The organism is Streptomyces sp. NPDC002825, assembly GCF_040295385.1.
In the GTDB taxonomy this organism is placed as follows: Bacteria; Actinomycetota; Actinomycetes; order Streptomycetales; family Streptomycetaceae; genus Streptomyces.
The window spans coordinates 12,346-37,063 of record NZ_JBEOVH010000052.1 but is presented as its reverse complement, the minus strand read 5'-3'; the positions used below and the strand labels follow the sequence as shown (position 1 = coordinate 37,063).

Below are 24,718 nucleotides of genomic sequence, written 5' to 3'. Positions count from 1 at the left end.
TCCTTCGTTCCTGTTTCCAGGCCCTCCGGGCGCTTCCTTCGTTTCCGACTCTATCAGATCTTTCCGATCCGATTTCCTCGGTGCTTTCCGGTCCCTTTCGCTTTCGCTCCGGGCCCTTCCGGCGATTTCGACTTTATCAGATTCATTTCGGCCGACCTAATCGGTGGCTTTCGTGATTCGAATAAGAATCGGGGTGACTCCGTGGAATCGAATCCCTGCCGGAGTGAGTGAGACTCTACCCGGTCGCTACCGAACTGTCCAGTTCTAGGCAACCGTTTGAATCTACCTCCCCACGAGCCCCGTGTCAACGGGTTTCGCGAGCACCGGAGGAGACTAGCAGCTCAGGAGGGGGTGACGCACATCAGGCGGCCGTGGGGAGCGCGGCGCTGCGGTCGGGCTCCTCCAGGTCGCCGATGTCGCCGGCCCGGGCGGCGCGGCCGCCGAGGACGTAGACGTACGCCAGGAAGGCCAGCTCGGCGGCGACGCCGATCGTGATGCGGGCCCAGGTGGGGAGGCCCGAGGGGGTGACGAAGCCTTCGAGCAGGCCCGAGACGAAGAGGACCAGGGCCAGGCCGATCGCCATGCCGACGGCCGACCGGCCCTGTTCCGCCAGGGCGGCGCGGCGGGTCCTGGGGCCCGGGTCGATGACGGTCCAGCCGAGCCGGAGGCCCGTACCGGCGGCGACGAAGACGGCGGTCAGTTCGAGCAGGCCGTGCGGAAGGATCAGGCCGAGGAAGACGTCGAGGCGGCCGGCGGAGGACATCAGGCCGATGCCGACGCCCAGGTTCAGCATGTTCAGGAAGAGGATCCAGAGGACCGGGATGCCCAGGAACGCGCCCAGGACCAGGCACATGGCCGCGGCCTGGGCGTTGTTCGTCCAGACCTGGGCCGCGAAGGACGCCGCCGGATGGCTGGAGTAGTACGTCTCGTACTGGCCGCCGGGGCGGGTCATCTCGCGGAGGTCGGTGGAGGCGCCGATCGAGGCCTGCACCTCCGGGTGCGTGCCGATCCACCAGCCGATGAGGACCGCGAGCAGGGTGGACAGGACGGCCGTGGGGATCCACCAGTGGCGCGAGCGGTACACCGCGGCGGGGAAGCCGGCCGTCAGGAAGCGGGCCGCGTCCCGCCAGGAGGAGCGTCGGGTGCCGGTGACGGTGGCCCGGGCGCGCGCCACCAGCTGGGTGAGCCGGGCCGTGAGCATCGGGTCCGGGGCACTGGACTGGACGATCGAGAGGTGGGTGGCCGTGCGCTGGTACAACGCGACGAGCTCGTCGGCCTCGGCGCCGGTGAGCTTGCGGCCCTGGCGCAGGAGGTGGTCGAGGCGTTCCCACTCGGCGCGGTGGGCGGTCACGTAGACGTCGAGGTCCATGATCGGCTGCTGCTCCAGGCACTGGCTGCGGACGGGTCCGTACTACTGCGGCGCGCTGCGGGCCAGCTTGGCAGACTGGCGTTCGGAGGGGTCGGGAAGGTCGGAGAAGGGTGGGTGCCGTGAGTGGGCTGGTGACGGGGGACGCCGTCGTACTGGGGTTGCAGCCGGCGCGGCTGCCGAGTCGGGCGCTCGCCGTGCTCATCGACCTGGTCGTCGTGTGGGCCGCCTATCTGCTGATCTCGCTGGGGCTCGCGGTCGCGACGGCGTCCCTCGACGACGCCGCGGGCATGGCGGTGTCCATCGCCTCCTTCCTGCTGGTGCTCGTGGGCGCGCCGATCGCCGTGGAGACGCTGTCGCACGGGCGCTCGCTCGGGAAGCTGGCCTGTGGGCTGCGGGTGGTCCGGGACGACGGGGGCCCGGTCCGGTTCCGCCACGCGCTGGTACGGGGCGCGATGGGGGTCGTGGAGATCCTGATGACCTTCGGGGTCGTCGCCTGCGTCGCCTCGCTGGTGTCCGAGCGGGGGCGGCGGCTCGGGGACGTCTTCGCGGGGACGCTGGTGGTTCGGGAGCGGATACCCGCGGCGCGGGTTCCGGCGGTGCCTCCGCCGCCGCCGTGGCTGGTGGGGCGTTTCGCCGGGCTCGACCTCTCGGCGGTGCCGGAGACGCTGTGGCTGGAGATACGTCAGTACCTGACGCGCGCGCGTGAGCTGGACCCGGTCGTGGGGCGGCGGCTCGCGGAACGCCTGGCCGACGAGCTCGTGACGCGTACCGGTACGCCTCCGCCGGCGGGGGTGCCGGCCGATGCCTATCTGGCGGGCGTGGTGGCCGAGCGGCAGGCGCGGGACGCGCGGCGGGCCTTCGCCCCGGGAGCGGGGGCGGGGGCGGGTGTGTCGGCGCCTTTCTCGGGGTCGGGGGTGCCCTCGGCAGTGGCTGGGATGTCCGCGGGGCCTGGAGTGCCCTCGGGGTCCGGGGTTCCGACGGGTGCTGTTCCGTCGTCGGTGGGCGCTCCTCCGGGGTCGTCTTCCCCCGTGTCGCCCTCCCCCGTCGTCGACCCCGTCGCGGAGCCCGCGGCTCGTCCCACCGGGTTCGCTCCGCCGGCCTGAGGCGCTTCGGCCTGAGGCACCCTCCCCTGACGTGCTGCGTCAGGGGAAGACCGACGGCGGGGTTTCCAAGGCTTCGAGTTCGATGCCCGGCGCGGAAAGCACGACGTCGCCGGCGATGTGGACCGTATGCCGTTCGCCCGTGTCCAGGGCGCTGACCTGGTACTCGTCCACCATCAGCACACCGTTGTCAGTGCTGTGCGCTTCACTTCTCAGCAGGGCCCAGGACTGGTCGACCGTGAGGGGGGCGAGCACCGGGTCCGTGAAGGCGACGAGCCTGACACGGGTCTCGGGGGAATCGGGGGTGAGACGCAGGAGTCGCGTGAGGGCGACGAGGAACGCCGGGGACGTTCCGGTGAAGGCGTGGGCGCGCACATTGCCTTCGGTGGCGTGGGTTCCGGTGGGGTCCGTACGGACCCAGGTGACGCCGTCGAGGGCCGCGCCGCGGACCTGCCAGCTCGCGGCGTGCAGTTCGAGTCGGATGGGGCGGCCGAGTTCGTCGACGGCCAGGTCGACGGAGCCCCGGTGGTCGCCCGCGGGGGTGGTGATCTGCGAGACGTAGCGCCAGCCGGAGGGGCCGGGCGCGCAGTGGAAGTGTTCTTCGCCGAGGGGGGTGTGATCGTGCGGGTCATGGAGCGAATAGCGGCCGCGGGGCATGGGTCCTCGGGGTACTCGGGGTCCTCGGGTGGCTACCCGGTGCGGTAGCGGGGGGCGGGACGGGGCAGGCCCCCCGGCACGGGGGTGCGGGGGGCCTGCCTGAACCTCTACGGGTGTCCGGGACGGCGCCGCGTCAGCGCGCGGGCGCCGCCGGCCGGGGCATCAGTAGCGGTAGTGGTCCGGCTTGAAGGGGCCTTCGACCTCGACGCCGATGTAGGCGGCCTGCTCCGGGCGGAGGGTCGTCAGCTTGACGCCGAGCGAGTCCAGGTGGAGGCGGGCGACCTTCTCGTCCAGGTGCTTCGGGAGGACGTAGACGTCGGTCGGGTACTCCTGCGGCTTGGTGAAGAGCTCGATCTGGGCCAGGGTCTGGTCCGCGAAGGAGTTCGACATCACGAAGGAGGGGTGGCCGGTCGCGTTGCCGAGGTTCAGCAGGCGGCCCTCGGAGAGGACGATGAGGACCTTGCCGTCGGGGAAGGTCCAGGTGTGGACCTGCGGCTTGACCTCGTCCTTGACGATGCCGGGGATCTTGGCGAGGCCGGCCATGTCGATCTCGTTGTCGAAGTGGCCGATGTTTCCGACGATGGCCTGGTGCTTCATCTTGGCCATGTCGGCGGCCATGATGATGTCCTTGTTGCCGGTCGTGGTGATGAAGATGTCGGCGGTCTCGACGACCTCGTCGAGGGTCGTGACCTGGTAGCCGTCCATCGCCGCCTGGAGGGCGCAGATCGGGTCGATCTCGGTGACGATGACGCGGGCGCCCTGGCCGCGGAGGGACTCGGCGCAGCCCTTGCCGACGTCGCCGTAGCCGCAGACGACGGCCGTCTTGCCGCCGATGAGGACGTCGGTGGCGCGGTTGATGCCGTCGATGAGGGAGTGGCGGCAGCCGTACTTGTTGTCGAACTTCGACTTCGTCACGGCGTCGTTCACGTTGATCGCCGGGAAGAGCAGGGAGCCGGCCTGCTGCATCTCGTACAGGCGGTGGACGCCGGTGGTGGTCTCCTCGGTCACGCCGCGGATCTCGGACGCCAGCTGGGTCCACTTCTGCGGGTTCTCGGTGAGGGTGCGGTTGAGGAGACGGAGGATGTGGCCGTACTCCTCGCTGTCCGCGGTGGACGGGTCCGGGGCCGAGCCGGCCTTCTCGAACTCGACGCCCTTGTGGACGAGGAGGGTGGCGTCACCGCCGTCGTCCAGGATCATGTTCGGGCCGCCGGTGGGCGTGTTCGGCCAGGTGAGGGCCTGCTCGGTGCACCACCAGTACTCCTCCAGGGTCTCGCCCTTCCAGGCGAAGACCGGGACGCCCTGGGGGTTCTCCGGGGTGCCGTTCGGGCCGACGGCGATGGCCGCGGCGGCGTGGTCCTGGGTGGAGAAGATGTTGCAGGAGGCCCAGCGGACCTCGGCGCCGAGGGCGACGAGGGTCTCGATGAGGACGGCGGTCTGCACGGTCATGTGCAGGGAGCCGGTGACGCGCGCGCCGGCGAGCGGCTGGGTCTCGGCGTACTCGCGGCGGATCGACATCAGGCCGGGCATCTCGTGCTCGGCGAGGGTGATCTCCTTGCGGCCGAAGGCGGCCAGGGAGAGGTCGGCGACCTTGAAGTCCTGGTGGGCGGCAGTCGTCATGACTGGGCTGCTCCTCGTGTGTTGAGAGTGCGAGGGTCGGTTGAGGCGCCTGGCACCACGGCAGAACGCCCCCTGGGCACACGAATGCCCGGGCGCTTGCTCGGTGCCGTCGTCGGAGGCCCTCTCTCCCTCGGTCGGTCCGCGGACCGCCCGACCGCCATCAGCAGCGACGTCTGGCTGGTCACGAATCTACACCGATCGGTGCGGCGGCCACAGTCCGCATGGGGCCCGCCGCCCGTACTTCCCGCGTCCGGTGCCCGTGCCCCGTACGGACGTACGAAGCCCCCGGGACGTGCGGTCCCGGGGGCCTGTGGTGGGTGGGGCGGGCTCGCCCGTGGGTCAGTGGCCCGGGCCGCCGGGGGTCGCTGCCGGGTTCGGGCCCGCCGAGGCGGCCTTCGCGCTGTAGATGTCGGGCTCCAGGTAGATGACCCGGGCGATCGGGACGGCGGCGCGGATGCGTTCCTCGGCGGCGTCGATGGCGTTCGCGACCTGGGCGGCCGTGTCGTCGTGCCGGACGGCGACCTTGGCGGCGACGAGGAGTTCTTCGGGGCCGAGGTGGAGCGTACGCATGTGGATGAGGCCGGTGACGGTCTCGCCGTCGACGACGGCCGTCTCGATCTTCTTGACGTCGTCGACGCCCGCGGCCTCGCCGAGGAGGAGCGACTTGGTCTCGGCGGCCAGGATGAGCGCGATGACGATCAGCAGGACGCCGATGCAGAGGGTGCCGATGCCGTCCCAGACGCCGTTGTCGGTCGCCAGGGCGAGGCCGACGCCGCCGAGGGCGAGAACGAGGCCGACGAGGGCGCCGAGGTCCTCCAGGAGGACGACGGGGAGCTCGGGGGCCTTCGCGCGGCGGACGAACTCCTTCCAGGAGAGGCCGCCGCGGATCTCGTTGGACTCCTTGATCGCGGTGCGGAAGGAGAAGCTCTCGGCGATGATCGCGAAGACGAGCACGCCGACCGGCCAGTACCAGGCCTCGATGGGGTGCGGGTGCTTGATCTTCTCGTAGCCCTCGTAGATGGCGAACATGCCACCGACGGAGAAGAGCACGATGGAGACGAGGAAGGCGTAGATGTACCGCTCGCGGCCGTAGCCGAACGGGTGCTGCGGCGTGGCCTCGCGCTGGGCCTTCTTGCCGCCGACGAGCAGCAGGGCCTGGTTGCCGGAGTCGGCGAGCGAGTGGACGCTCTCGGCGAGCATCGAGGACGAACCGCTGAAGAGGAACGCCACGAACTTGGCTACGGCGATCGCCAGGTTGGCGGCGAGTGCCGCCACGATCGCCTTGGTTCCGCCTGACGCGCTCATGGGTGTACGTGTTCCCTTCGTCGGTGCTCCGGCTCGATCGCCGCGGTTCGGCCGGTCATTGTCGCATCAGGCCACGACGGTCGCGCGGAAGACCGTGCCCACCCCCGACAGTTCGGTGGGCTCGCCCGCCGGTACGAACACGGACTCGCCGGGACCGAGGGCGACGCCTCCCGCCTGCGGGCGGCCCGCGACGGCGAGCAGGATCTGCGGCGTGGCGGCGGTGACGTCGGTCGGCGCGGCGCCTTCCGGTCGGACGAACCGGGAGAGGCGGAACTCGTCGCTCGGGGTCTCGTACACCTCCTCGCCGGAGGGGGAGGCCTCGGGGCGCAGGACGGCCGGCTCGTTCGGTTCGAAGCGGACGATGCGGAGGAGTTCGGGGACGTCGACGTGCTTGGGGGTGAGGCCGCAGCGCAACACGTTGTCGGAGTTGGCCATGAGCTCGATGCCGAGGCCGTCGATGTAGGCGTGCGGAACGCCGGCGCCGAGGTAGAGGGCCTCGCCGGGCTGGAGCCGGACGTGGTTGAGGAGCATGGCGGCGATCACGCCGGGGTCGCTCGGGTAGTGGTGGGCCAGCTTCGCGTACGGGGCGTGGTCGCCGCCGAGCCGGTCGGCGGCGGCATGGGCCTCGGCGACGGTGTGCGCCATCTCCTCGCGGTCGGCGGTCAGAAGGGCCGTCAGGACCTCGCGGAGCGCGGCGTCTTCGGGGTGGGCGTGGAGGACGTCCACGTACGGCTTGAGCGAGTCGACGCCGAGCGCGGCGATCAGGTCGGCGGCCTCGACGGGGTCGCGGAAGCCGCACAGGCCGTCGAAGGGCGTCAGCGCGCAGATCAGCTCGGGCTTGTGGTTGGCGTCCTTGTACGTGCGGTGCGGGGCGTCGATCGGGATGCCGGCGGCCTCCTCGGCGGCGTACCCGGCCTTCGCCTGCTCCAGGTCGGGGTGGACCTGGAGGGAGAGCGGGGCGCCCGCGGCGAGCAGCTTCAGGAGGAACGGGAGCCGCGGCCCGAACTTCTCGACGGACTGCTCCCCCAGTTCGCGTACGGGGTCGGCGGCGATGAGCTCGTTCAGCGCGCCGCGGTCGGTGCGGGACGGGGCACCGGGGTGGGCGCCCATCCACATCTCGGCCTGGGGCTCGCCGGTGGGGGCGGTTCCGAGCAGTTCCGGGATGGCCGTCGTGGATCCCCAGGCGTAGGGGCGGACGGTGTTGACGAGGCGGTCCATGGTGCCTGCCAGCTCCTCGGGGTGGTGACGGATCGTGCGGGTGTCGGGAGACAGGTGACAGGGGGCGGGTGACGGGTCGGGGGGTTTGGGGTGTACCTGCGCGGTCCTGGGGGTTGCCCTGCGCCTTCGTCTGTGGGGGCTGGTGCCGGGGGGTGTCCTTGGGGCGCTGGGCTGGTGGTGGGGCGGGTGTGGGCCGGGGGTGCCTGGGGTGTTCTTGTTCGGCGGTGGGGGAGGCGGGTCGTGCGGTCGCTGGTGCGGGGTGGGTCGTGCGGTCGCTAGTGGGGCGTGCGGGCCGCCGTGGCCAGGTTGAGGTAGACCGCCGCGAAGTCCGTCACCGCGAGCAGTTCGGCGAGTGTCTCCAGGTCGCCGCCCTCCTCCGGTTCCAGTTCGCTGATCGCCGTCTCGTGGCCGAGGGCCAGTTCGCGTGCGGCCGGCGCCGCGGTCAGGCCGTCCGCCGGGCGGTCGCGGAGCAGCACCACGCGCGCGCGGAGCGCCTGCTGTTCGTCCACGCGGTCGCGGAAGAAGTCGTCCGGGTCGGCGCCGGCCGCGTAGTCGCCCGCCAGGAGCACCCCGTGTGCGGGCAGCGCCTCCGGGAGTTCGGCGGCGAGCGCGGGCAGTCCGGCGAGTTCGGCGAGGACGGCGGCGAAGCGGCGGCCGGCCGGGCCGGCGGCGTTGCCCTCGGTCCAGATCAGCGGCAGCGAGTCCGCGAGTTCGGCGGCGAGGGTCTTCGCCGGGTTGCTGTACGTGGCGATGGCCGGGCCGCAGCGTTCCGCCGTGCGGTCCAGGCGGTCGGCGACCTTCTCCAGGGCCTCCGGCGGCGCCTCGATGAGGCCGACGCGGTCCAACAGCGCGAGCAGGGGGGTGAACAGGGCCCACAGCGCCCCCGGGCTGGCCGCGATGCTCTCCGCGTACTCGTCGGGCGTCTCGTTCGGGGCGATCGCCATCGGGACGAACAGGCCGTGCGAGCCGTTCACCGTCTCGGCGAGCGGGGAGGCCTTCGGGGCGACGGCGACGACCGTGATCCCGCGGCGGTACGCCTGCTCGGCGAGGAGGGCGAGGCCCGGTTCGGAGCCGTCCGTGGTGGGCAGCAGGAGCAGGTCCACCGAGCCCGCCCAGCCCGGCAGGGCCCAGCGCAGGGCGCCCGCGGCGGGGGCGACGCCGGTCGGCTGGAGCCGTACGACGGGGGCGGCGGCACCGGCGAGCGCGCCGATCAGGTCCGCGACGCCGGCGGCGGCGGTGCCGGGGCCCGCGACGAGGACGGCGCGGGGGCGGCCCTCGGGGCGGAGGTCCGCGATGCCGGCCTCGGCGGCGTGCCGGGCGGCGGTCCGTACCCGTGCGCCTGCCTCGGCGGCGCCGCGGAGGAGGCCTCGGCGGTCGGCCAGGGCGAGGTCGTCCGGGGCGTCGAGGAGGGTCTCGTCGAGCATGTGCGGCCTCCCTGCGGGGCGCGGCTGGTGTGGGGCGCGGCTTGTGCGGGTGCTGCCTTCTGCGGGTGCGGCCTCGTGCGGTGCGGGTTCAGGCGCATAAGCCTGTGGCGCCGGCAGGGCGCGGGTCCGTTGTGCCCACCCGTTCCGCCCTGCGGAACGATTGCCCACAACAGGGTGGGCGACGCCCGTTGAGGGTGGGCAGCGCCCCAGCGGGACGATTGCCCACACGGGGGGGGCGCCGCCCGCGACCAGGCGCCGTTACTCCGGCTTGCGGGCCTCGTCCGTGAGGAGGACCGGGATGCCGTCGCGGACCGGGTAGGCGAGGCCGCAGTCGGGGCTCGTGCAGGTCAGCTCGGGGGTCTCGTCCGCCGTGCGGTCGTTCAGTGGAGCGTGGCAGGCCGGGCAGGCCAGGATCTCCAGGAGGCCGGCTTCGAGCGGCATGGGGTGTCCCTTCGAACAGACGGATCGGGCCAGGTCAGCCTACCGCCGGGGAACGGGGCACGCCCCCGTTCCCCGGCGGGACGGACGGGGTCAGTCGGTCGCCCGCACCAGGGCGAGGACCTCGTCGCGGACCTCGGCCATCGTGGCCTCGTCGCGGGCCTCGACGTTGAGGCGGAGCAGCGGCTCCGTGTTGGAGGGTCGGAGGTTGAACCACCAGTCCGCCGACGTCACGGTCAGGCCGTCGAGTTCGTCGAAGGTGACGCCCTCCCGGCCGGAGTACGTCGCCTTCACCTTGGCCGTGCTCGCCGCCTGGTCCGCCACCGTCGAGTTGATCTCGCCCGAGGAGGCGTACCGGTCGTAGGCCGCGACCAGGTCGGAGAGGGTGCCCTCCTGGCCGCCCAGGGCCGCGAGGACGTGGAGCGCGGCGAGCATGCCGGTGTCCGCGTTCCAGAAGTCCTTGAAGTAGTAGTGCGCCGAGTGCTCGCCGCCGAAGATCGCTCCGGTCTTCGCCATCTCCTCCTTGATGAAGGAGTGGCCGACGCGGGTGCGGACCGGCTCGCCGCCCTGCTCCCGGACGACCTCCGGCACCGACCAGGAGGTGATCAGGTTGTGGATGATCGTTCCGCCGGGGCTCTTGGCGAGCTCGCGCGCGGCGACGAGGGCCGTGATCGCGGACGGGGAGACCGGCTCGCCGCGCTCGTCGACGACGAAGCAGCGGTCGGCGTCGCCGTCGAAGGCGAGGCCGATGTCGGCGCCCTCGGCGAGGACGCGGGCCTGGAGGTCGACGATGTTCTTCGGGTCGAGCGGGTTGGCCTCGTGGTTCGGGAACGTGCCGTCCAGCTCGAAGTACATCGGGACCGTGTCCAGCGGCAGGCCCTCGAAGACCGTGGGGACGGTGTGGCCGCCCATGCCGTTGCCCGCGTCCACGACCACCTTGAGGGGGCGGATCGCGGTGAGGTCGACGAGGTTCCTGAGGTGGGCGGCGTAGTCCGCGAGGGTGTCGCGTTCCGTGATCGTGCCCGGCTTCGCGGCCGCCTCGGGGGCGCCCGTCTCCGTCCACTCCTCGGCGAGGGCGCGGATGTCGGCGAGGCCGGTGTCCTGGCCGACGGGGGCGGCGCCGGCGCGGCACATCTTGATGCCGTTGTACTGGGCCGGGTTGTGCGAGGCGGTGAACATGGCGCCCGGCAGGCCGAGGCTGCCGGAGGCGAAGTACAGCTGGTCCGTGGAGCAGAGCCCGATGAGCGTGACGTCGGCACCGAGGCGGGCCGCGCCGCGCGCGAAGGCGGAAGCGAGGCCAGGCGACGAGGGCCGCATGTCGTGGCCGATGACGATCGCGTCCGCGTCCGTCACCCGAACGAAGGCGGCGCCGAAGAGCTCGGCGAGCGTCTCGTCCCACTGGTCGGGTACGACTCCGCGGATGTCGTACGCCTTCACGATCTGCGACAGATCGGCAGTCACGGATCCACCCTCCTGAGTTCTCCACACGCGTGTGCGGCGCGTGTACGGAACGCCAAAACTACCCGGAGCGCAGTCGGGGATACGCGGACGGTGGCCGGTTGCGTCAGTTGTCGGGCGAACGGAGCACCCTGAGGTGCCCGCGGCGACCGACCTCCATGGGGTCGCCGCCGCGGCCTCCGCCGCCCTTGCCGCCGGCCTCGGCCGCGCGCTCCTGGGGGCGGGCCGCCTCCCGTACCGCGTTGGCCAGCGCTTCGAGGTCGTCGCCGCTGGGGCGGGTGGGGGCGGATCCGTCGGAGAGCCGCACCACCTCCCAGCCGCGCGGGGCGGTGAGGCGCTCGCTGTGCTCGGCGCACAGGTCGTAGCAGTGGGGCTCGGCGTAGGTGGCGAGCGGGCCGAGGACCGCAGTCGAGTCGGCATAGACGTACGTCAGTGTCGCGACGGCAGGGCGGCCGCACGCGGTGCGCGAACAGCGACGTACAGGGCTCACGACGTTGGACGGTACCGCACTCTTGAGCGGGCCGCGACGACTCTCCCTCAGGTCACTCCACCGTGTCGCGGTGTGACCTCCGCCACCCCCCTTCGAGTGGTGATGGCTCTGACCTGCGCGGGAGGGGGTGCACGGAGGTGGGGGCAGGGGGCTATCCGGACACCTTGGGATACAAATCCGGTCAACCAGGGCCAGATGGCCGATCGTGACGGACTGTCGAATCGGGCGTGCGGTTGGCCGGAATGTTCAGGTTTCGACAAGTCGGGGGGCGGGCGGGGCGAGGACGCCGGAAAGGTGGCGAGGATGCGCCACGGTGCGCTGGGACGGATGAGGGTTACGCTGCGTCAGTGATGGACAGTCCTGTGCCGCCGAGCCCCTCGCACCGTCCCGCGCAGCCCCCGGCCGAGCCCCGGGTCCGCCGCCGCGACCGGCACGGCCGCGGGATGCGGGGACCTGTCGCGCCGCCGCAGGTGCCGCTCTCCGCGAGCCGGGCCGACACCTTCCGCGATCTCGTCCTCGACTCCGTCGAGCGCCTCGAGCGGCGCTGGCCGCAGCTGGCGGACGTCGACTTCCTGGTGATGGAGGTGCCGCCGCCCGTGCCGGGCGAGACGGTGCCGCTGGGGGGCTCGACGCCGGCCGAGAAGAACGAACCCGCGCGGGTGGTCGTCTATCGGCGGCCGGTCGAGATCCGTTCCAAGAGCCGGGACGAGCGGGCGCTGCTGGTCCACGAGGTCGTGGTGGAGCAGGTGGCGGAGCTGCTCGGGCTCTCGCCCGAGTCCGTCGATCCTCGGTACGGGCAGGACTGAGCCCGCGCCCGCGGGTACGGCGCCGTCGTGGTGCGGGTCCAGGCGCGAAAGCCCGGGCCCGGCACGGGGCGCCGTCCCGTGTGCCCACCCGTCCCGCCCTGGGGGTCCCCCCGGACGAAGCCTGGGGGAGGGACGATTGCCCACACGGGGCGTGGGCGAAGCCCCCCGCTCAGCCCAGTACCCCCAGGTCCTGGTGGGCCGACGGGACCTCCACCGTGCCCCGGTCGTCCGTGAAGGGCTGGACCGTGAACATCGGGATGCCGTCCTGCGGGAGGGCGAGGGTGCGGGCCGCGTGGATCTTGCCGCCCGAGAGCGGTTCGACCGTCAGCGCGTAGGAGCCCTTGAGGCCCTCCGGGACGAGGTCGGTCAGGACCGTCGTCGTGCCCGCCTTGACCGTGACGGTCCTCGACACCGGCGCACCCCCCTCGGAACCGGCCGAGGCCGTGACCTTGACCCGGGCTTCAGCGCCGGGGGCCGTCAGGGCGAGCGTCGAGGCCTTCGCGCGGTTGTCGGCGACCGTCGCCCGCGCGGAGACGGCCGCGGTCGCCGGGATGAACGCGATCTCGGTGTTCTCGCCCTTGCCGCGCACGACCTGGAGGGCCGCCACCACCGGCGTCGGCTTCTTCGGGTCGCTCGGGGTCAGCAGCAGGGAGCCCACCGCGCCGCGGGTGAGGTTCGGCAGGTCGACGGCGGCCGTCATCCCGGACTTCACGTGGAGGGAGTCCGCGCCCGCCGGGACGATCGTGCCGCTGGGGGTGACCAGCTGGACCTTGAGGTCGGCGTCGTCGTCGCCGGGCGCGAAGGCGACCAGCCGCACCGAGGTGGCGTCGGCCGGGATGCCGGGGAGCACGGCGCTGCCCGCCGGGTCGGCGGCCGGGGCGATCCAGTCGCTGCCGAGCTTGTCGTCGGCCGCGGCCACGGCGGCGCCGACGCGTCCGCTGCGGGTGGTGACGTGGACGGTGACGTCCTTCCGGCCCGCCTCGCTCGTGAGGGTGGACAGGAGCACCGGGACGGTGGAACGGGCGGGGACCGGGATGCCCTCGGTGAACTGGGACTTGAGGGCCCCCTCGGGGCCGTACAGCTCGATGTCGGCGACGGCGGCCGTGTCGTCCGGGTTGGTGAGGTGGACGTAGTCCTGGCGGTCCTTGTCGGTGGAGGCCGCCGGGAACCAGAAGTCGGTGTCGGGGGCGCCGCAGCCGAGGCCGAGCAGACCGCGCGCGCCGCCCGCGGGGACGACGGTGGTCTGCTGGACGGTCCAGCCGGGGGCCAGGGTGCCGGTCGCGGCGCCGGTGAGCGCGGGCACGGAGCCGCCGTCCGCCTGGGCGGTGACGGGCTTGCCGGGCGCGGTGACGGTGGCCGGGACCTTCGGGGCCTTGGGCTTCTTGCCGGTCTTGCCGGTGCCGCCCGCCACGGGGCCGCTCGCGGCGGGCCGCAGCAGCGCCGTGGGCGGCTCGGCCTTGCCGGAGCCCGCGGTGGCGGAGCCCGTACCCGTGGGGGTGTACGAGGTGTAGCGCGTCTCGGCGACCTCGGAGGTGCTGGGCACCGGGCAGACGAGGCCGGCGCGCTCCACGGGCAGCCGGGTGGTGGCCTTCGCCTCGGCGACGGTGGTGCCGTCGGGGGCGGTGAGGGCCGCGAAGCCGGTGACGGCGGCGAGGGCCGTGGCGGCCGCGATCAGGGAGAGGGTCGTGCGCTTCACTGGTTGCTGCTCCCGTCGGGACGCTGCTCGGTCTCGTGGCCCTGGGGGTATTCGTAGCCGTAGCCGCCGCCGTACTGGTCGTACTGCTGCTGCCCGTACTGCTGCGGGTCGTACTGCTGCTGGGGCTGTTCGTACCCCTGCTGTCCGTAACCCTGCTGGTCGTACCCCTGCTGCTCGTACCCCTGCTGGTCGTAGCCCTGCTGGTCGTAGCTCTGCTGGGGGTACGCGTACGGCTGCTGCTGGTACGGGTCGGCCGCGTAGTCCTGGTAGTAGCCCTGGTCGGCGTACGCCTGCGTGCCCGGCTGCGCGTAGGCCGGGTCGTAGCCGGCGGCGCCTTCCTGGTCCTGCCCCTGGGGCTCGTAGGACTGCTGCTCCGGGATCGGCGCGGGCGAGCCCTGCGCCGTTCCGAAGGCGTCGAAGGTGTCGGGTGCTTCGGGAGTGCCGGGGATGCCGGGTGCGGTCTCGGTGGCCGCTTCGGCTTCCGCGGCGGCGCGCAGGCGGCGGGCGCGGCGGCCGTCGCCCTCGGTCGCCTGGGCGGGGATCGCGAGCTCCTCCTCGGGCAGGTCGTCGTCGATCTCGCGGCGCCGCCCGGGCAGGGCGAGGACGAGCAGGACGACGGCGAGGCCGGCCTGGGCCCAGATCCACGCGGTGTGGCTGAGCGGCTCGTCGTACGTGAGGTCGAGGCGGCCGCCTCCGGTGGGGAGCTCGAAGCCCTGGGCCCAGCCGTCGACGGTGGTCCGGGTCAGCTCCTTGCCGTCGAGGGTGGCGGTCCAGCCCTCGTCGGCGCGGTCGGCGAGGCGCAGGACGCGGCCCGCGGGGCCGGCGGGGACCTGGGTGTGGGCCTCGACGGGGCCGGCGGCGACGGCGACCGGCTTGGCGGTCTTCTCCTTGGCGTTGTCCTCCGCCGTGCCCTTGGCCGCGGGCGGGACGATCATGAGGCGGGCGATCTCGCGGTCGACGCGCCAGAGCGCGCTGCCGTCGAGCTGGCTGAGGCGGCTGAGGCCGGGCGTCGAGTCGAGGACGCGGCTCATCTGGCGCGGCGCCCCGTCCCGTACGAGCACGTACCGGATCGCGTAGCCGCTGAGTTCCTGGGTCTGGTCGGCGCCTGAGCCGGCGACGAGGTGGGCGACGACCGCGTCGAGACGCGGGTCGGCCTCGGCGGTCGCGGTGAGTTCGGCGTCGCCGAGGCGGGCGCCGGAGCCGCGGACCAGGGTGTAGGCGACCTCGCCGGGCGCGCCGGCACCGAGGACGAGGGTGCGGGGCTGGTCGCGGGTGCCGCTCTCCTCGGCGACGAAGGCCGGGACCTGGACCGGGTCGCGGCGGGTCAGCGGGCCGTCGGCGCCGCCGATCATCCAGCCGGCGGCGGCGACGGCGGGGCCGAGGGCGCAGGCGAGGGCGATGAGGGCGGCGACGGGCTGGCGCCAGCCGAAGCCGTGGGCGGCGACGCGGGTGCGGCCGCCCTCGGCGCCGATCATGCCGGCGGCGATGAGGGCGGCGCCGTAGACGAGGGTGGCGGGTCCGGCCCAGCCGGTGCCGCCCGCGCCGTTGGTGAGGACGGCGAAGAGGAGTGCGGCGAGGGCGGCGGCCCACGCCGTACGGGCGGCGAGCTGCCGCTCCTCGCGCAGGAGTCCGGCGAGCCCGGCGAGGACGAGGCCGATCAGGAGCAGGCCGCCGGTGGTGCCGGGGCCGCCGGGGCTGGTGCCGAGCAGGTCGAGCGCGGTCGCCGTGCCCGTACGGATGTCGAGACCGGCCTCGCGCAGGAAGGCGCCGGGGTCGGTGAGGAGGCTGAGCGACCAGGGGGCGAGGACGAGCACCGGGGTGCCGACGGCGGCGAGGAAGCGGAGCCCGTACGCGGTGAGGTCGGAGCGGCGGACGGCGAGGACGCCGAGGCCGAGGAGGACGGCGAGCGGCCAGACGACCGGGGTGAACGCCATCGCGAAGGTCAGCAGGAAGGCGTACGCCCAGGTGGCGCGCCAGCTGCCGCGGTCGGCCCGGTCGAAGCCGTGGGCGGCGACGGCGGCGCGGGCGATCAGCGGGAGCAGGATCGCGAGGACGGCGGTGCCGAGCCGGCCGGCGGCGAGGGCGCCGGTGGCGGCGGGCAGGAAGGCGTACGCGATGGAGCCCCAGGCGCGCAGGAGCCGGGACTCGACGAGGCTGCGGGCGGCGAAGTACGCGGTGAAGCCGGCGAGCGGGACCGAGCAGACGAGCAGCAGGGTCAGCGCGGTGGAGGTGGAGCCGAGGAACAGCGCGGAGAGCGCGGCCAGGACGGCGAGGTAGGGCGGGGCGGTCTGGGTGCCGCCGGTGCCGATGGCGTGCCAGGCGTCGGCGTACCGCGACCAGAGGCCGGAGACGGTGTCGGGGGCGGGCAGCAGGGCGCCGCCGGCCAGCGAGCCGCCGGCGAAGAGGTTGCGGCAGGCGACCAGGGAGACCAGGAGCAGCAGGGCGAAGAGGACCGGTCCCGGCTTGCGGGCGATCTTCTTGAGCCGGGCGAACTGCTCGATCTCCAGGTAGTCGGCGTCGTCGCCGCCGGGGCCGGACTCGACGACGCCGTGGCGGGAGCCGCCGGTGTCGGCCTCGGCGCCGCCGAAGTGGGAGGCGAGCTGCTCGGCCGTGGCGCGGACGGTGGCGCCGGGCGGCGGGAAGAGGGAGCGGAAGTCGCTGTCGGGGACGGCCGGGTTCCTGCGGCGCTTGCGGGCGGCGAGGATCTTCTCGGGCCGCAGCAGGGTCGCGAGGAGGCCCATGACCTCGTCGACCGCCTGGCCCGGGGCCTTGCCGACGAGGTAGGCGAGGGTGCGGAGCAGGGTGCTGAGGACGAGTCGTACGAGGACGTACGGGAGGGCAAGGCCGCGGCTGTTGGCCAGGAGGGTGTGGACGGCGCCGGCCTTGTCGACGCGGTGCGGGTTGGCGGCGGTGCGGCCGGCGCAGTCGACGGTGCGGCGCTCGCGGGCGGAGGCCTCGGCGTGGCGCAGGACGGCGTCGGGGGCGACGAGGACGTGGAAGCCGGCGGAGTGCGCGCGCCAGCACAGGTCGACGTCGTCGCGCATCAGGGGCAGCCGGCGGTCGAAGCCGCCGAGGCCTTCGAAGACGTCGCGGCGGACGAGCATGCCGGCGGTGGAGACCGAGAGGACGGAGCGGACCTGGTCGTGCTGGCCCTGGTCCTGCTCGCGGCGGTCGAGTCCGGTCCAGCGGCGGCCGCTGCGGGCGATGCTGACGCCGGCTTCGAGGAGCTGCTTCCTGTCGTACCAGCCGCGCAGCTTGGGGCCGATGACGGCGGCTTCGCCGTCGGTCTCGGCGACGCGCAGGAGTTCGGCGAGGGCGCCGGGCTCGGGGGCGCAGTCGTCGTGGAGGAGCCAGAGCCACTGGACCGGTTCGCCGTGCGGGAGTTCGGGGAGGTCGTACGCCTCGTCGTTCCAGGTGCGGCTGACGGGGTCCCAGCCGCTGGGGCGCTTCAGATAGGGCAGGTCCTCGGGTCCGAGCAGGGGCGCGGTGCGGGCGGCCTCCTCGACGGCGGCGCCGAAGCCGGTGCGGCGCGCGAGGTGCAGGACGCGGTCGGCGCCGATGGCGTCGGCGACGAGCTGCGCCGAGTCGTCGGCGCTGCCGGTGTCGGCCGCCACCACGGCCTGCACGGGGCGCTCCTGGGCGAGCAGCCCGGCGAGTGCGTCGGGCAGCCAGCGGGCGCCGTCGTGGGTGACGAGCACGGCGGTGACGACGTGTCGCGGAAACTCAGGAGTTGAGGACATCGAGCTACGGGCCCTCCGGCCGGGGTCGCCCGCGGGGGGCGTGGGGAGCGTCTCGGACGGAGGCCCACACTAACGGCTGCGGGTGCGGGGGCGGGCCGGTGCTGGTTCCGGGGGTGGAGGTGCGGGCGGTCGGGCGCCGTCCTGGGGCCGTTGTGCCCACCCTTCCCGGAGCTCCGGGCTCCGCCCGTGCAGGGGGACCCTCTCGCCCCTGCGGAACGTGTGCCGACGACGTGGGGGTACGAGAACGGTCCGTCTCCTGTGTCTGGGGAGACGGACCGTTGGGGGTCTTCGCCGGGGGCGGTTTCCGGCCGCTCGCCGGTTCAGACCGCGGCCTTCTTCAGGCGGCGTCGCTCGCGCTCGGAGAGACCGCCCCAGATGCCGAACCGCTCGTCGTTCTGCAGGGCGTATTCGAGGCACTCGGAGCGGACCTCGCAGGCGAGGCAGACCTTCTTGGCCTCGCGGGTCGAGCCGCCCTTCTCGGGGAAGAAGGACTCGGGATCGGTCTGGGCGCACAGCGCGCGCTCCTGCCAGCCGAGTTCCTCGTCCGCGTCCTCGACCAGCAGTTCCTGGAACAACTCGGTCATGTGCGCCCCTCGTCTGTTCTGTGCGTCCCCGTGGTGGTGCCGGGCGAACCCGGCCGAACGACACGAGTGAAATTAGAAGTTCGTGCTCTGTGCGAGTCAAGCCGAGATCTGCTATTGGGCCCCGTATTCACTCTGCGGAACCAAGCCTATGCGGAAAGTGTTCAAATCACCAAAAAACGTGACACATGCCGCTGGCGTGACCGCGCCGAGCCGCCTTCACAGGAGAGGACGTCCGAAACTTGGATCTTGTTGCGATCCAGCCATGGAAGCGATCCGGATCACAGTCCGATCACGCCCGCCCATGTTTACGGGCGCGGTCGAAGCGCCATCTCTCCTGGTCCGCGCCTGAACAAACCTTTCTCCGGGGACTGTAACCGGATGAGGTGAAACATTACCCCCAAATCGGGCATTGAGTTGACAGTCGGGTACCCCTCCGGCCACCTTTGATGGCATGCCAGCGACCACAGCGCCCTCCGCGACCCACAGCCGTGGGTTCCGCCGCGCTGTCCAGGCGCGCTGTTGCTGTTGCTGTCCCAGCTGTTGATGCCGTAGAGCTCCAGCTTCTTCTCCCAGCGTCACCCTGCGTCACCCGTGTCACCTCTCTTCCGTGACCCCCCACCGCTTCTGTTTCTGCTGAGGAACCTCCCCATCCCATGAACATGGACAGCGACCTTCAGATCGCCGGCGACATCCTCGAAGTCCCGCACCTGCTCCAGCCCGAGCGCGCCCACCCCGTCACCGTGGCCGAGTTCGCCGGCCTCGCGCGCTCCATCGCCGAGGACCGTTCCCAGTGGGCGCCGTACGTCGAGTACGACGCCACCACCCGCTGGTACCACCGCCTGCGCACCGGCCCGGGCTACGAGGTGTGGCTGCTCTCCTGGGTGCCCGGACAGGGCAGCGGTCTCCACGACCACGGCGTCTCCTCCGGCGTGCTGACCGTCCTGGAGGGCGAGCTGACGGAGCGTACGGAGCGGGGCGTACGGACGCTCGACGGCGGTGCGCAGCGGGTCTTCGCCCCGGGGTACGTCCACGAGGTCGTCAACGACTCCCTCGAACCGGCCGTCAGCCTGCACGTCTACTTCCCCGGCCTCACCGAGATGCCGATGCACGAGTCGCTCCAGGCGCAGTGCGCCCCGGCGGCCCCCGGACTGATCGTCGCCTGACACGCCCGCCCGTCTCCCGACCACCACCCCTCATACGATCAGCCTTCGGCTGACAGACTGTCCGCATGCGCATTGTGGTTCTGGCCGGCGGCATCGGTGGTGCCCGTTTCCTTCGCGGCCTCAAGCAGGCCGCGCCGGACGCGGAGATCACGGTCATCGGCAACACCGGTGACGACATCCATCTCTTCGGGCTGAAGGTCTGCCCCGACCTGGACACGGTGATGTACACCCTCGGCGGTGGCATCAACGAGGAGCAGGGCTGGGGACGCACGGACGAGTCCTTCACCGTCAAGGAGGAGCTCGCGGCGTACTGGGTCGGGCCCGAGTGGTTCGGCCTCGGCGACCGGGACTTCGCCACCCACATCGTCCGTACGCAGATGCTCGGCGCGGGCTACCCGCTGAGCGCCGTCACCGAGGCGCTGTGCGCCCGCTGGCAGCCCGGCGTGCGCCTCCTCCCCATGTCCGACGACCGCGTCGAGACGCATGTGGCGATCGAGGTCGACGGCGAGCAGCGCGCGGTGCACTTCCAGGAGTACTGGGTGAAGCTGCGCGCCTCCGTCGACGCGAAGGCCGTCGTGGCGGTCGGCGCGGAGGCCGCGAAGCCCGCGCCCGGCGTCCTGGAGGCCATCGCCGGGGCGGACGTCATCCTCTTCCCGCCGTCGAACCCCGTGGTGAGCGTCGGGACGATCCTGTCCGTGCCCGGAATCCGCGAGGCGGTCGTCGCGGCCGGGGCGCCCGTCGTGGGCCTCTCCCCCATCGTCGGCGACGCCCCCGTGCGCGGGATGGCCGACAAGGTCCTCGCGGCGGTGGGCGTGGAGTCCACGGCGGCGGCGGTGGCCCTGCACTACGGTGCCGAACTCGTCGGCGGCTGGCTCGTGGACACCGTGGACGCGGGCGCGGTCGCGGAGGTCGAGGCGGCGGGCATCGCGTGCCGTGCGGTGCCGCTGATGATGACGGACGTGGACGCGACGGCCGCGATGGCGCGCGAGGCGCTGGCGCTGGCCGAGGAGGTACGGGGGTGAGCGGCGCCGCCCCCTCGTACCGGGTCTGGGCGCTCGCCGGGCTGCCCGAGGTGGCCGCCGGGGACGATCTCGCCAAGCTGATCGCCTCCGTGTCGCCGGAGCTCGCCGACGGGGACGTCCTGCTCGTCACCTCCAAGATCGTCAGCAAGGCCGAGGGGCGGGTGATCGCGGCCGACGACCGCGAGGAGGCCATCGACGCCGAGACGGTACGGGTGGTGGCGCGCCGCGGCACGCTCCGTATCGTCGAGAACCGGCAGGGGCTCGTCATGGCCGCCGCCGGGGTCGACGCCTCCAACACCCCTTCCGGGACCGTGCTGTTGCTGCCCGAGGACCCCGACGCCTCGGCGCGGCGCATCCGTTCGGGGCTGCGCGAGGCGCTCGGCGTCGACGTGGGCGTCGTCGTCACGGACACCTTCGGGCGGCCGTGGCGCAGCGGGCTCACCGACGTGGCGATCGGGGCGGCCGGCGTGCGGGTCCTCGACGACCTGCGTGGCGGGACCGACGCGCACGGCAACCCGCTGAGCGCGACCGTGGTCGCCACCGCCGACGAACTCGCCGCCGCCGGAGACCTGGTGAAGGGCAAGGCGGCCGGGCTTCCCGTCGCCGTCGTCCGCGGACTGCCCCATGTGGTGGGCGGCGACGCCGAGGAGGGCGCGCGGGCGCTCGTACGGGGCGCCGCCGACGACATGTTCCGGCTCGGGACCTCGGAGGCCGTGCGCGAGGCGGTGACGCTGCGGCGGACCGTACGGGAGTTCACCGACGAGCCGGTCGATCCGGGCGCGGTCCGGCGCGCGGTCGCCGCCGCCGTGACGGCCCCCGCGCCGCACCACACCACGCCGTGGCGGTTCGTGCTCCTGGAGTCGGCGGAGTCCCGGACGCGGCTGCTCGACGCGATGCGGGACGCGTGGATCGCCGACCTGCGGCGCGACGGCAAGTCCGAGGAGTCCGTCGCGAAGCGGGTCCGGCGCGGGGACGTCCTGCGCGACGCGCCCTGTCTGGCCGTGCCCTGCCTCGTCATGGACGGCTCCCACCACTACGGCGACCCGCGCCGGGACGCCGCCGAGCGCGAGATGTTCGTGGTCGCGGCGGGCGCGGGCGTGCAGAACTTCCTCGTGGCCCTCGCCGGCGAGCGGCTCGGCTCGGCCTGGGTGTCCTCGACGATGTTCTGCCGGGACGTCGTACGGGACGTCCTCGGGCTGCCGGAGGAGTGGGACCCGATGGGCGCCGTGGCGATCGGACATCCGGCCGCCCCGCCGAAGGACCGGCCCGCGCGGCTCGCCTCGGCGTTCATCGAGGTCAGGTAGGGCCTTCGGTCAGGAGTGGTACAGCACCCGGACGAGGATCGTCTCGTCCGGGAGGCCGTCCACGTACGCGTTGAAGCGCACGTTGTGCCCGTGCGAGCCGCCCTCCAGCCAGCGGCCGTCGAGGGTGAGGAGCGCGGCCGTCGGCAGGACGTCCTGGACCGCCCGCTCGACGAAGAAGCCACGGTCCGCCCCGAACCACCCCTCCGGGTCCCACCCGAACCGCTCCCCCAGAGCCGGGTCGTCCCGGAGCGCGAGGATCGCCGGCTGGCTCTCGAAGTCCTCCGTGGCCCGCGCGAGGGTGTAGGCCCCGGGCTCGTCGTGCGCCCTCTGCCGGAAGTGCGTGTAGGGCAGGCTCGGCGGGTGCAGGGCGGCGAAGGCGCGCCACGCCCGCCACTGCCGGGCGGCCTCCTCCGCGGCCCGCACGCGCCCCGTCTCCAGGTCGAGCAGGCCCTTCGGGCCACCGTCGCACAGCCAGGAGGGACGCGGCGGGTCCTCGGGCTCCTGGCCGTCCCGGACGATCAGCGGATCGTCCTCGTGGCCTCGCCGCACGGTGAACTCCAGGCCGCCCGAGGAGACGTACCAGTAGTCCCACTCCCCCTGCCACTCCTCGTCGCTCCTGCCGATCTGCGCGTCGTACTCGAAGGGGGCCATGGCCGCCCCGAGCGCGGGACGCAGGTCGTCGGGCGCGCAGGGCGGCAGACAGACGGTGACGCGTTGCTTGGCCACGCTTCTGCTCGGTTCCTCAGAGGGCCGTGATGTTCCCGGGTGTCATACGGGGTGCCCTGCGGGGCGGTACGCGGCCGCTGAGCAGGATCAGGCGGGCCGCGCGGTGGCGCTGGCCCGCGTACGGCGCCAGAAGCTCCAGCATCGCCTCGTCGTCCGCCGTACGGTCGCCCGCGAGCGCCCAGCCGACGATGCCGGGCAGGTGCAGGTCGCCGGTGGTGACCTCGTCCGGAGCGCCGTTGCTGCGCTGGATCGTCTCGGCGCTCGTCCACGGGCCGATGCCCGGGACCAGCTCCAGGCGCTTCCGGGCCGCCGGGCCGTCCATCAGCGCCGCCTCCTCCAGGCGGGCCGCGACCCTCGCCGCGCGGACGATCGTGGCCGAGCGCTTGCCGTCGACGTTCGCGCGGTGCCACTCCCAGGACGGGATCCGGGTCCACGCGCGCGCGTCCGGCATCACGTACAGGCCGTCCGGGGCCGGGCCCGGGGCCGGCTCGCCGAACTTCCGCACGAGCACCCTCCACGACCCGTACGCCTCGTGGGTCGTGACCTTCTGCTCCAGGATCGACGGGATCAGGGACTCCAGGACCAGTCCGGTACGGGTCAGGCGCAGGCCCGGGCGGCGGCGGTGGGTCGCCAGGACCAGCTTGTGGCGGGGGACGAAGGCGGTGGGGTCGTCCTCGGCGCCCAGGAGTCCCGGGAGGCTCTCCAGGAGCCAGCCCGCGCCCGGGCCCCAGGCCTCGGCCTTCCCCGCGTCGATGCGGAGGGTCCCGGGGCCGTCCGGGGTGCGGCTGGCCCGCCAGATCGAACCGTCGGGGGTCGCCCGGAAGGTGGGGTCGGCGGGGCCGCGGCGGAGGGGGCCGAGGGTGAGGCCGAGGTCCAGGGGGGCGTCTTCTGTGACGGGGAAGGGGAGGGGGATGTGGCCGCCGCGGATGGTGGTGCGGGTGGGGTGGGGTTCGAAGCGGCCGGCCATGCGTATGAGCGTAGCCGGGTGCGCCTCCTGCCCGGGCCCGCGCCGGGCTGGGCGGCGCCTCGGCCGGCCCCCGCGTGGGCCGGCGCCCGGGCGGTGCCCCGCTGCCCGTGTGGGCCCGCGCCCGGGCGGGCGGTGTCCCGGTCCGTCCCCGTGTGGGCAATCGTCCCGCAGGGCGGGACGGGTGGGCACACGGGACGGCGCCCTTAGCGGCGCCTCCGCGTTCCGTGCCGTGACCCGCACCACTCGCTCGGTGCACGGGGTGCGGGTTCAGGCGCGTAAGCCTCTGGCGCCGGCAAGGGCGCCGTCCGTTGTGCCCACCCGTTCCGCCCCTGCGGAACGCCTGCCCACAACGGGTGGGGCGCCGTTCCGTCGCGGGTGGGCACCGCCCCGCGGAACGCCTGCCCACAACGGGTGGGCACCGCCCCGGCGGAACGCAGGCCCACAACGGCGGGGGCGGTGGTTACTGGTCTGAGGAGAAGCGGACCGCGCGTGGGGGGAGGGTGGTGTTGCACCAGATTCTGACGCCGTCCCGGAGCTCGTTGTCCGGGCCCACCTGCGCCCCGTCCCCGATCACCGCCCCGCTCACCACGGTCCGCGCGCCGATCCGCGCCCCCGCGCCGATCAGGGAGTCCGTGATCACCGCGCCCGGTTCGACGATCGCGCCCGCGAGGAGCGTCGAGCCCGTCACCCGCGCGCCCTCGCCCACCACCGCGTCCGCGCCCACCACCGTGCCGCCGGTCAGCTTCGCGTCCGGGGCGACCCGCGCCGTCGGCAGGACCAGGCGGTCCCCGCAGCGGCCCGGGACGGCCGGGGAGGGCGCGCGGCCCATGACCAGGTCCGCGGAGCCCCGTACGAAGGCCTGCGGGGTGCCCAGGTCCAGCCAGTAGGTGGAATCCACCATGCCCTGGAGGTGCGCCCCGCCGGAGAGGAGTTCCGGGAAGGTCTCCCGCTCCACCGAGACCGGGCGGCCCGTGGGGATCGAGTCGATCACCGAGCGCTTGAAGACGTACGCGCCCGCGTTGATCTGGTCCGTGACGATCTCCTCCGGCGTCTGCGGCTTCTCCAGGAACGCCGTGACGCGGCCCGTCTCGTCCGTCGGCACCAGGCCGAACGCGCGCGGGTCCTCGACCCGCGTCAGGTGCAGCGAGACGTCCGCCCCGGAGGAGGAGTGGGTCTCCACGAGGGCCTGGATGTCCAGGCCCGTGAGGATGTCCCCGTTGAAGATGAGGACCGGCTCGTCGGGGCCCGAGTGCAGCCGCGAGGCGACGTTGCGTATCGCGCCGCCGGTGCCGAGGGGCTCCTCCTCGGTGACGTACTCCAGGCTCAGACCGAGGGACGAGCCGTCACCGAAGTGCGGCTCGAAGACCTCGGCCAGATACGAGGTGGCGAGCACGATGTGCTCGACGCCCGCGGCGCGGGCCCGGGCCAGCTGATGCGTCAGGAAGGGGACGCCGGCCGCCGGGACCATGGGTTTGGGCGTGTTGACCGTGAGGGGTCGCAGCCGTGTGCCCTTGCCACCGACCAGGAGGATCGCTTCTGTCACCTTGTCGTCTCTGCTTCCTGTTCGGGGCCGGTCAGCTCGCCCGTCTCGGTCGTCCGTGCGATATGACCGGTCAGTTTATGCAGATGGTTGC

20 protein-coding genes are annotated in these 24,718 nt (G+C 73.2%); 5 read left to right on the top strand and 15 right to left on the bottom strand.

Annotated features, from left to right (window positions below; translation table 11 throughout):
• Positions 1–361: 361 nt before the first annotated feature.
• Positions 362–1,369, bottom strand: coding sequence for a stage II sporulation protein M (locus ABT041_RS37480; protein ID WP_351193228.1), 1,008 nt, complete (start codon positions 1,367–1,369; stop codon positions 362–364).
• Between the two features lie 119 nt (positions 1,370–1,488).
• Between ABT041_RS37480 and ABT041_RS37475 the strand changes: the two genes are divergently transcribed.
• Positions 1,489–2,472 (top strand): RDD family protein, encoded by a 984-nt coding sequence (locus tag ABT041_RS37475; RefSeq protein ID WP_351193225.1) that lies wholly within the window; start codon positions 1,489–1,491, stop codon positions 2,470–2,472.
• Between the two features lie 39 nt (positions 2,473–2,511).
• On the opposite strand, the gene ABT041_RS37470 is transcribed toward ABT041_RS37475, so the two are convergent.
• The 8 genes from ABT041_RS37470 to ABT041_RS37435 all read right to left on the bottom strand — a co-directional run bounded on the left by ABT041_RS37470 (position 2,512) and on the right by ABT041_RS37435 (position 11,127).
• Positions 2,512–3,126, bottom strand: a complete 615-nt coding sequence (locus ABT041_RS37470; protein WP_351193223.1) for a hypothetical protein — start codon at positions 3,124–3,126, stop codon at positions 2,512–2,514.
• 162 nt (positions 3,127–3,288) lie between these two features.
• Positions 3,289–4,743 (bottom strand): adenosylhomocysteinase, encoded by a 1,455-nt coding sequence (gene ahcY, locus ABT041_RS37465; RefSeq protein ID WP_351193221.1) that lies wholly within the window; start codon positions 4,741–4,743, stop codon positions 3,289–3,291.
• A gap of 339 nt (positions 4,744–5,082) precedes the next feature.
• Positions 5,083–6,048: a cation diffusion facilitator family transporter gene (locus ABT041_RS37460; protein WP_351193218.1), complete on the bottom strand. Its 966-nt coding sequence runs from the start codon at positions 6,046–6,048 to the stop codon at positions 5,083–5,085.
• 66 nt (positions 6,049–6,114) lie between these two features.
• Positions 6,115–7,266, bottom strand: coding sequence for a mannose-6-phosphate isomerase, class I (gene manA, locus ABT041_RS37455; protein ID WP_351193216.1), 1,152 nt, complete (start codon positions 7,264–7,266; stop codon positions 6,115–6,117).
• A gap of 275 nt (positions 7,267–7,541) precedes the next feature.
• Positions 7,542–8,690 carry an SIS domain-containing protein gene (locus ABT041_RS37450; protein WP_351193215.1) on the bottom strand — a complete coding sequence of 383 codons (1,149 nt, stop codon included), beginning with the start codon at positions 8,688–8,690 and terminating at the stop codon, positions 7,542–7,544.
• A gap of 258 nt (positions 8,691–8,948) precedes the next feature.
• Positions 8,949–9,131, bottom strand: a complete 183-nt coding sequence (locus ABT041_RS37445) for a Trm112 family protein (protein ID WP_351193213.1) — start codon at positions 9,129–9,131, stop codon at positions 8,949–8,951.
• A gap of 90 nt (positions 9,132–9,221) precedes the next feature.
• Positions 9,222–10,589 carry a phosphomannomutase/phosphoglucomutase gene (locus ABT041_RS37440; protein ID WP_351193211.1) on the bottom strand — a complete coding sequence of 456 codons (1,368 nt, stop codon included), beginning with the start codon at positions 10,587–10,589 and terminating at the stop codon, positions 9,222–9,224.
• Positions 10,590–10,692: 103 nt separating this feature from the next.
• Complete coding sequence (locus ABT041_RS37435; protein ID WP_351193233.1) at positions 10,693–11,127, bottom strand: DUF3499 domain-containing protein; 435 nt, start codon at positions 11,125–11,127, stop codon at positions 10,693–10,695.
• Positions 11,128–11,426: 299 nt separating this feature from the next.
• Between ABT041_RS37435 and ABT041_RS37430 the strand changes: the two genes are divergently transcribed.
• Complete coding sequence (locus ABT041_RS37430) at positions 11,427–11,882, top strand: metallopeptidase family protein (protein ID WP_351193231.1); 456 nt, start codon at positions 11,427–11,429, stop codon at positions 11,880–11,882.
• A gap of 169 nt (positions 11,883–12,051) precedes the next feature.
• Here the strand turns inward: ABT041_RS37430 and ABT041_RS37425 are convergent, their stop codons facing one another.
• From ABT041_RS37425 to ABT041_RS37415, 3 genes are all read right to left on the bottom strand, one after another.
• Positions 12,052–13,578, bottom strand: coding sequence for a DUF5719 family protein (locus ABT041_RS37425; RefSeq protein ID WP_351193208.1), 1,527 nt, complete (start codon positions 13,576–13,578; stop codon positions 12,052–12,054).
• A complete protein-coding gene (locus ABT041_RS37420; RefSeq protein ID WP_351193206.1) occupies positions 13,575–17,318 on the bottom strand; it encodes a glycosyltransferase family 2 protein in 3,744 nt (1,247 codons plus the stop codon). Before ABT041_RS37420 ends, ABT041_RS37425 begins: the two co-directional genes overlap by 4 nt.
• A 320-nt stretch (positions 17,319–17,638) precedes the next feature.
• Complete coding sequence (locus ABT041_RS37415; RefSeq protein WP_015033978.1) at positions 17,639–17,902, bottom strand: WhiB family transcriptional regulator; 264 nt, start codon at positions 17,900–17,902, stop codon at positions 17,639–17,641.
• 653 nt (positions 17,903–18,555) lie between these two features.
• Here ABT041_RS37415 and ABT041_RS37410 point away from each other — a divergent pair.
• The 3 genes from ABT041_RS37410 (at position 18,556) to ABT041_RS37400 (ending at position 21,391) form a co-directional block, all read left to right on the top strand.
• Positions 18,556–19,065 (top strand): cysteine dioxygenase, encoded by a 510-nt coding sequence (locus ABT041_RS37410; protein ID WP_351193203.1) that lies wholly within the window; start codon positions 18,556–18,558, stop codon positions 19,063–19,065.
• A 65-nt stretch (positions 19,066–19,130) separates the two neighbouring features.
• A complete protein-coding gene (gene cofD / locus ABT041_RS37405; RefSeq protein WP_351193201.1) occupies positions 19,131–20,087 on the top strand; it encodes a 2-phospho-L-lactate transferase in 957 nt (318 codons plus the stop codon).
• Entirely contained in the window at positions 20,084–21,391 is a 1,308-nt protein-coding gene (locus ABT041_RS37400) for a coenzyme F420-0:L-glutamate ligase (protein ID WP_351193197.1), read from the top strand. The genes cofD and ABT041_RS37400 overlap by 4 nt, the downstream gene beginning before the upstream one ends.
• 9 nt (positions 21,392–21,400) lie before the next feature.
• Here ABT041_RS37400 and ABT041_RS37395 read toward each other — a convergent pair whose 3' ends face one another.
• The 3 genes from ABT041_RS37395 to manB all read right to left on the bottom strand — a co-directional run bounded on the left by ABT041_RS37395 (position 21,401) and on the right by manB (position 24,627).
• Positions 21,401–22,117, bottom strand: a complete 717-nt coding sequence (locus ABT041_RS37395) for a hypothetical protein (RefSeq protein WP_351193195.1) — start codon at positions 22,115–22,117, stop codon at positions 21,401–21,403.
• Positions 22,118–22,133: 16 nt separating this feature from the next.
• Positions 22,134–23,084, bottom strand: a complete 951-nt coding sequence (locus ABT041_RS37390) for a DNA-3-methyladenine glycosylase family protein (RefSeq protein WP_351193193.1) — start codon at positions 23,082–23,084, stop codon at positions 22,134–22,136.
• Between the two features lie 460 nt (positions 23,085–23,544).
• Positions 23,545–24,627, bottom strand: a complete 1,083-nt coding sequence (manB, locus tag ABT041_RS37385) for a mannose-1-phosphate guanylyltransferase (protein WP_351193190.1) — start codon at positions 24,625–24,627, stop codon at positions 23,545–23,547.
• Positions 24,628–24,718 lie beyond the last annotated feature (91 nt).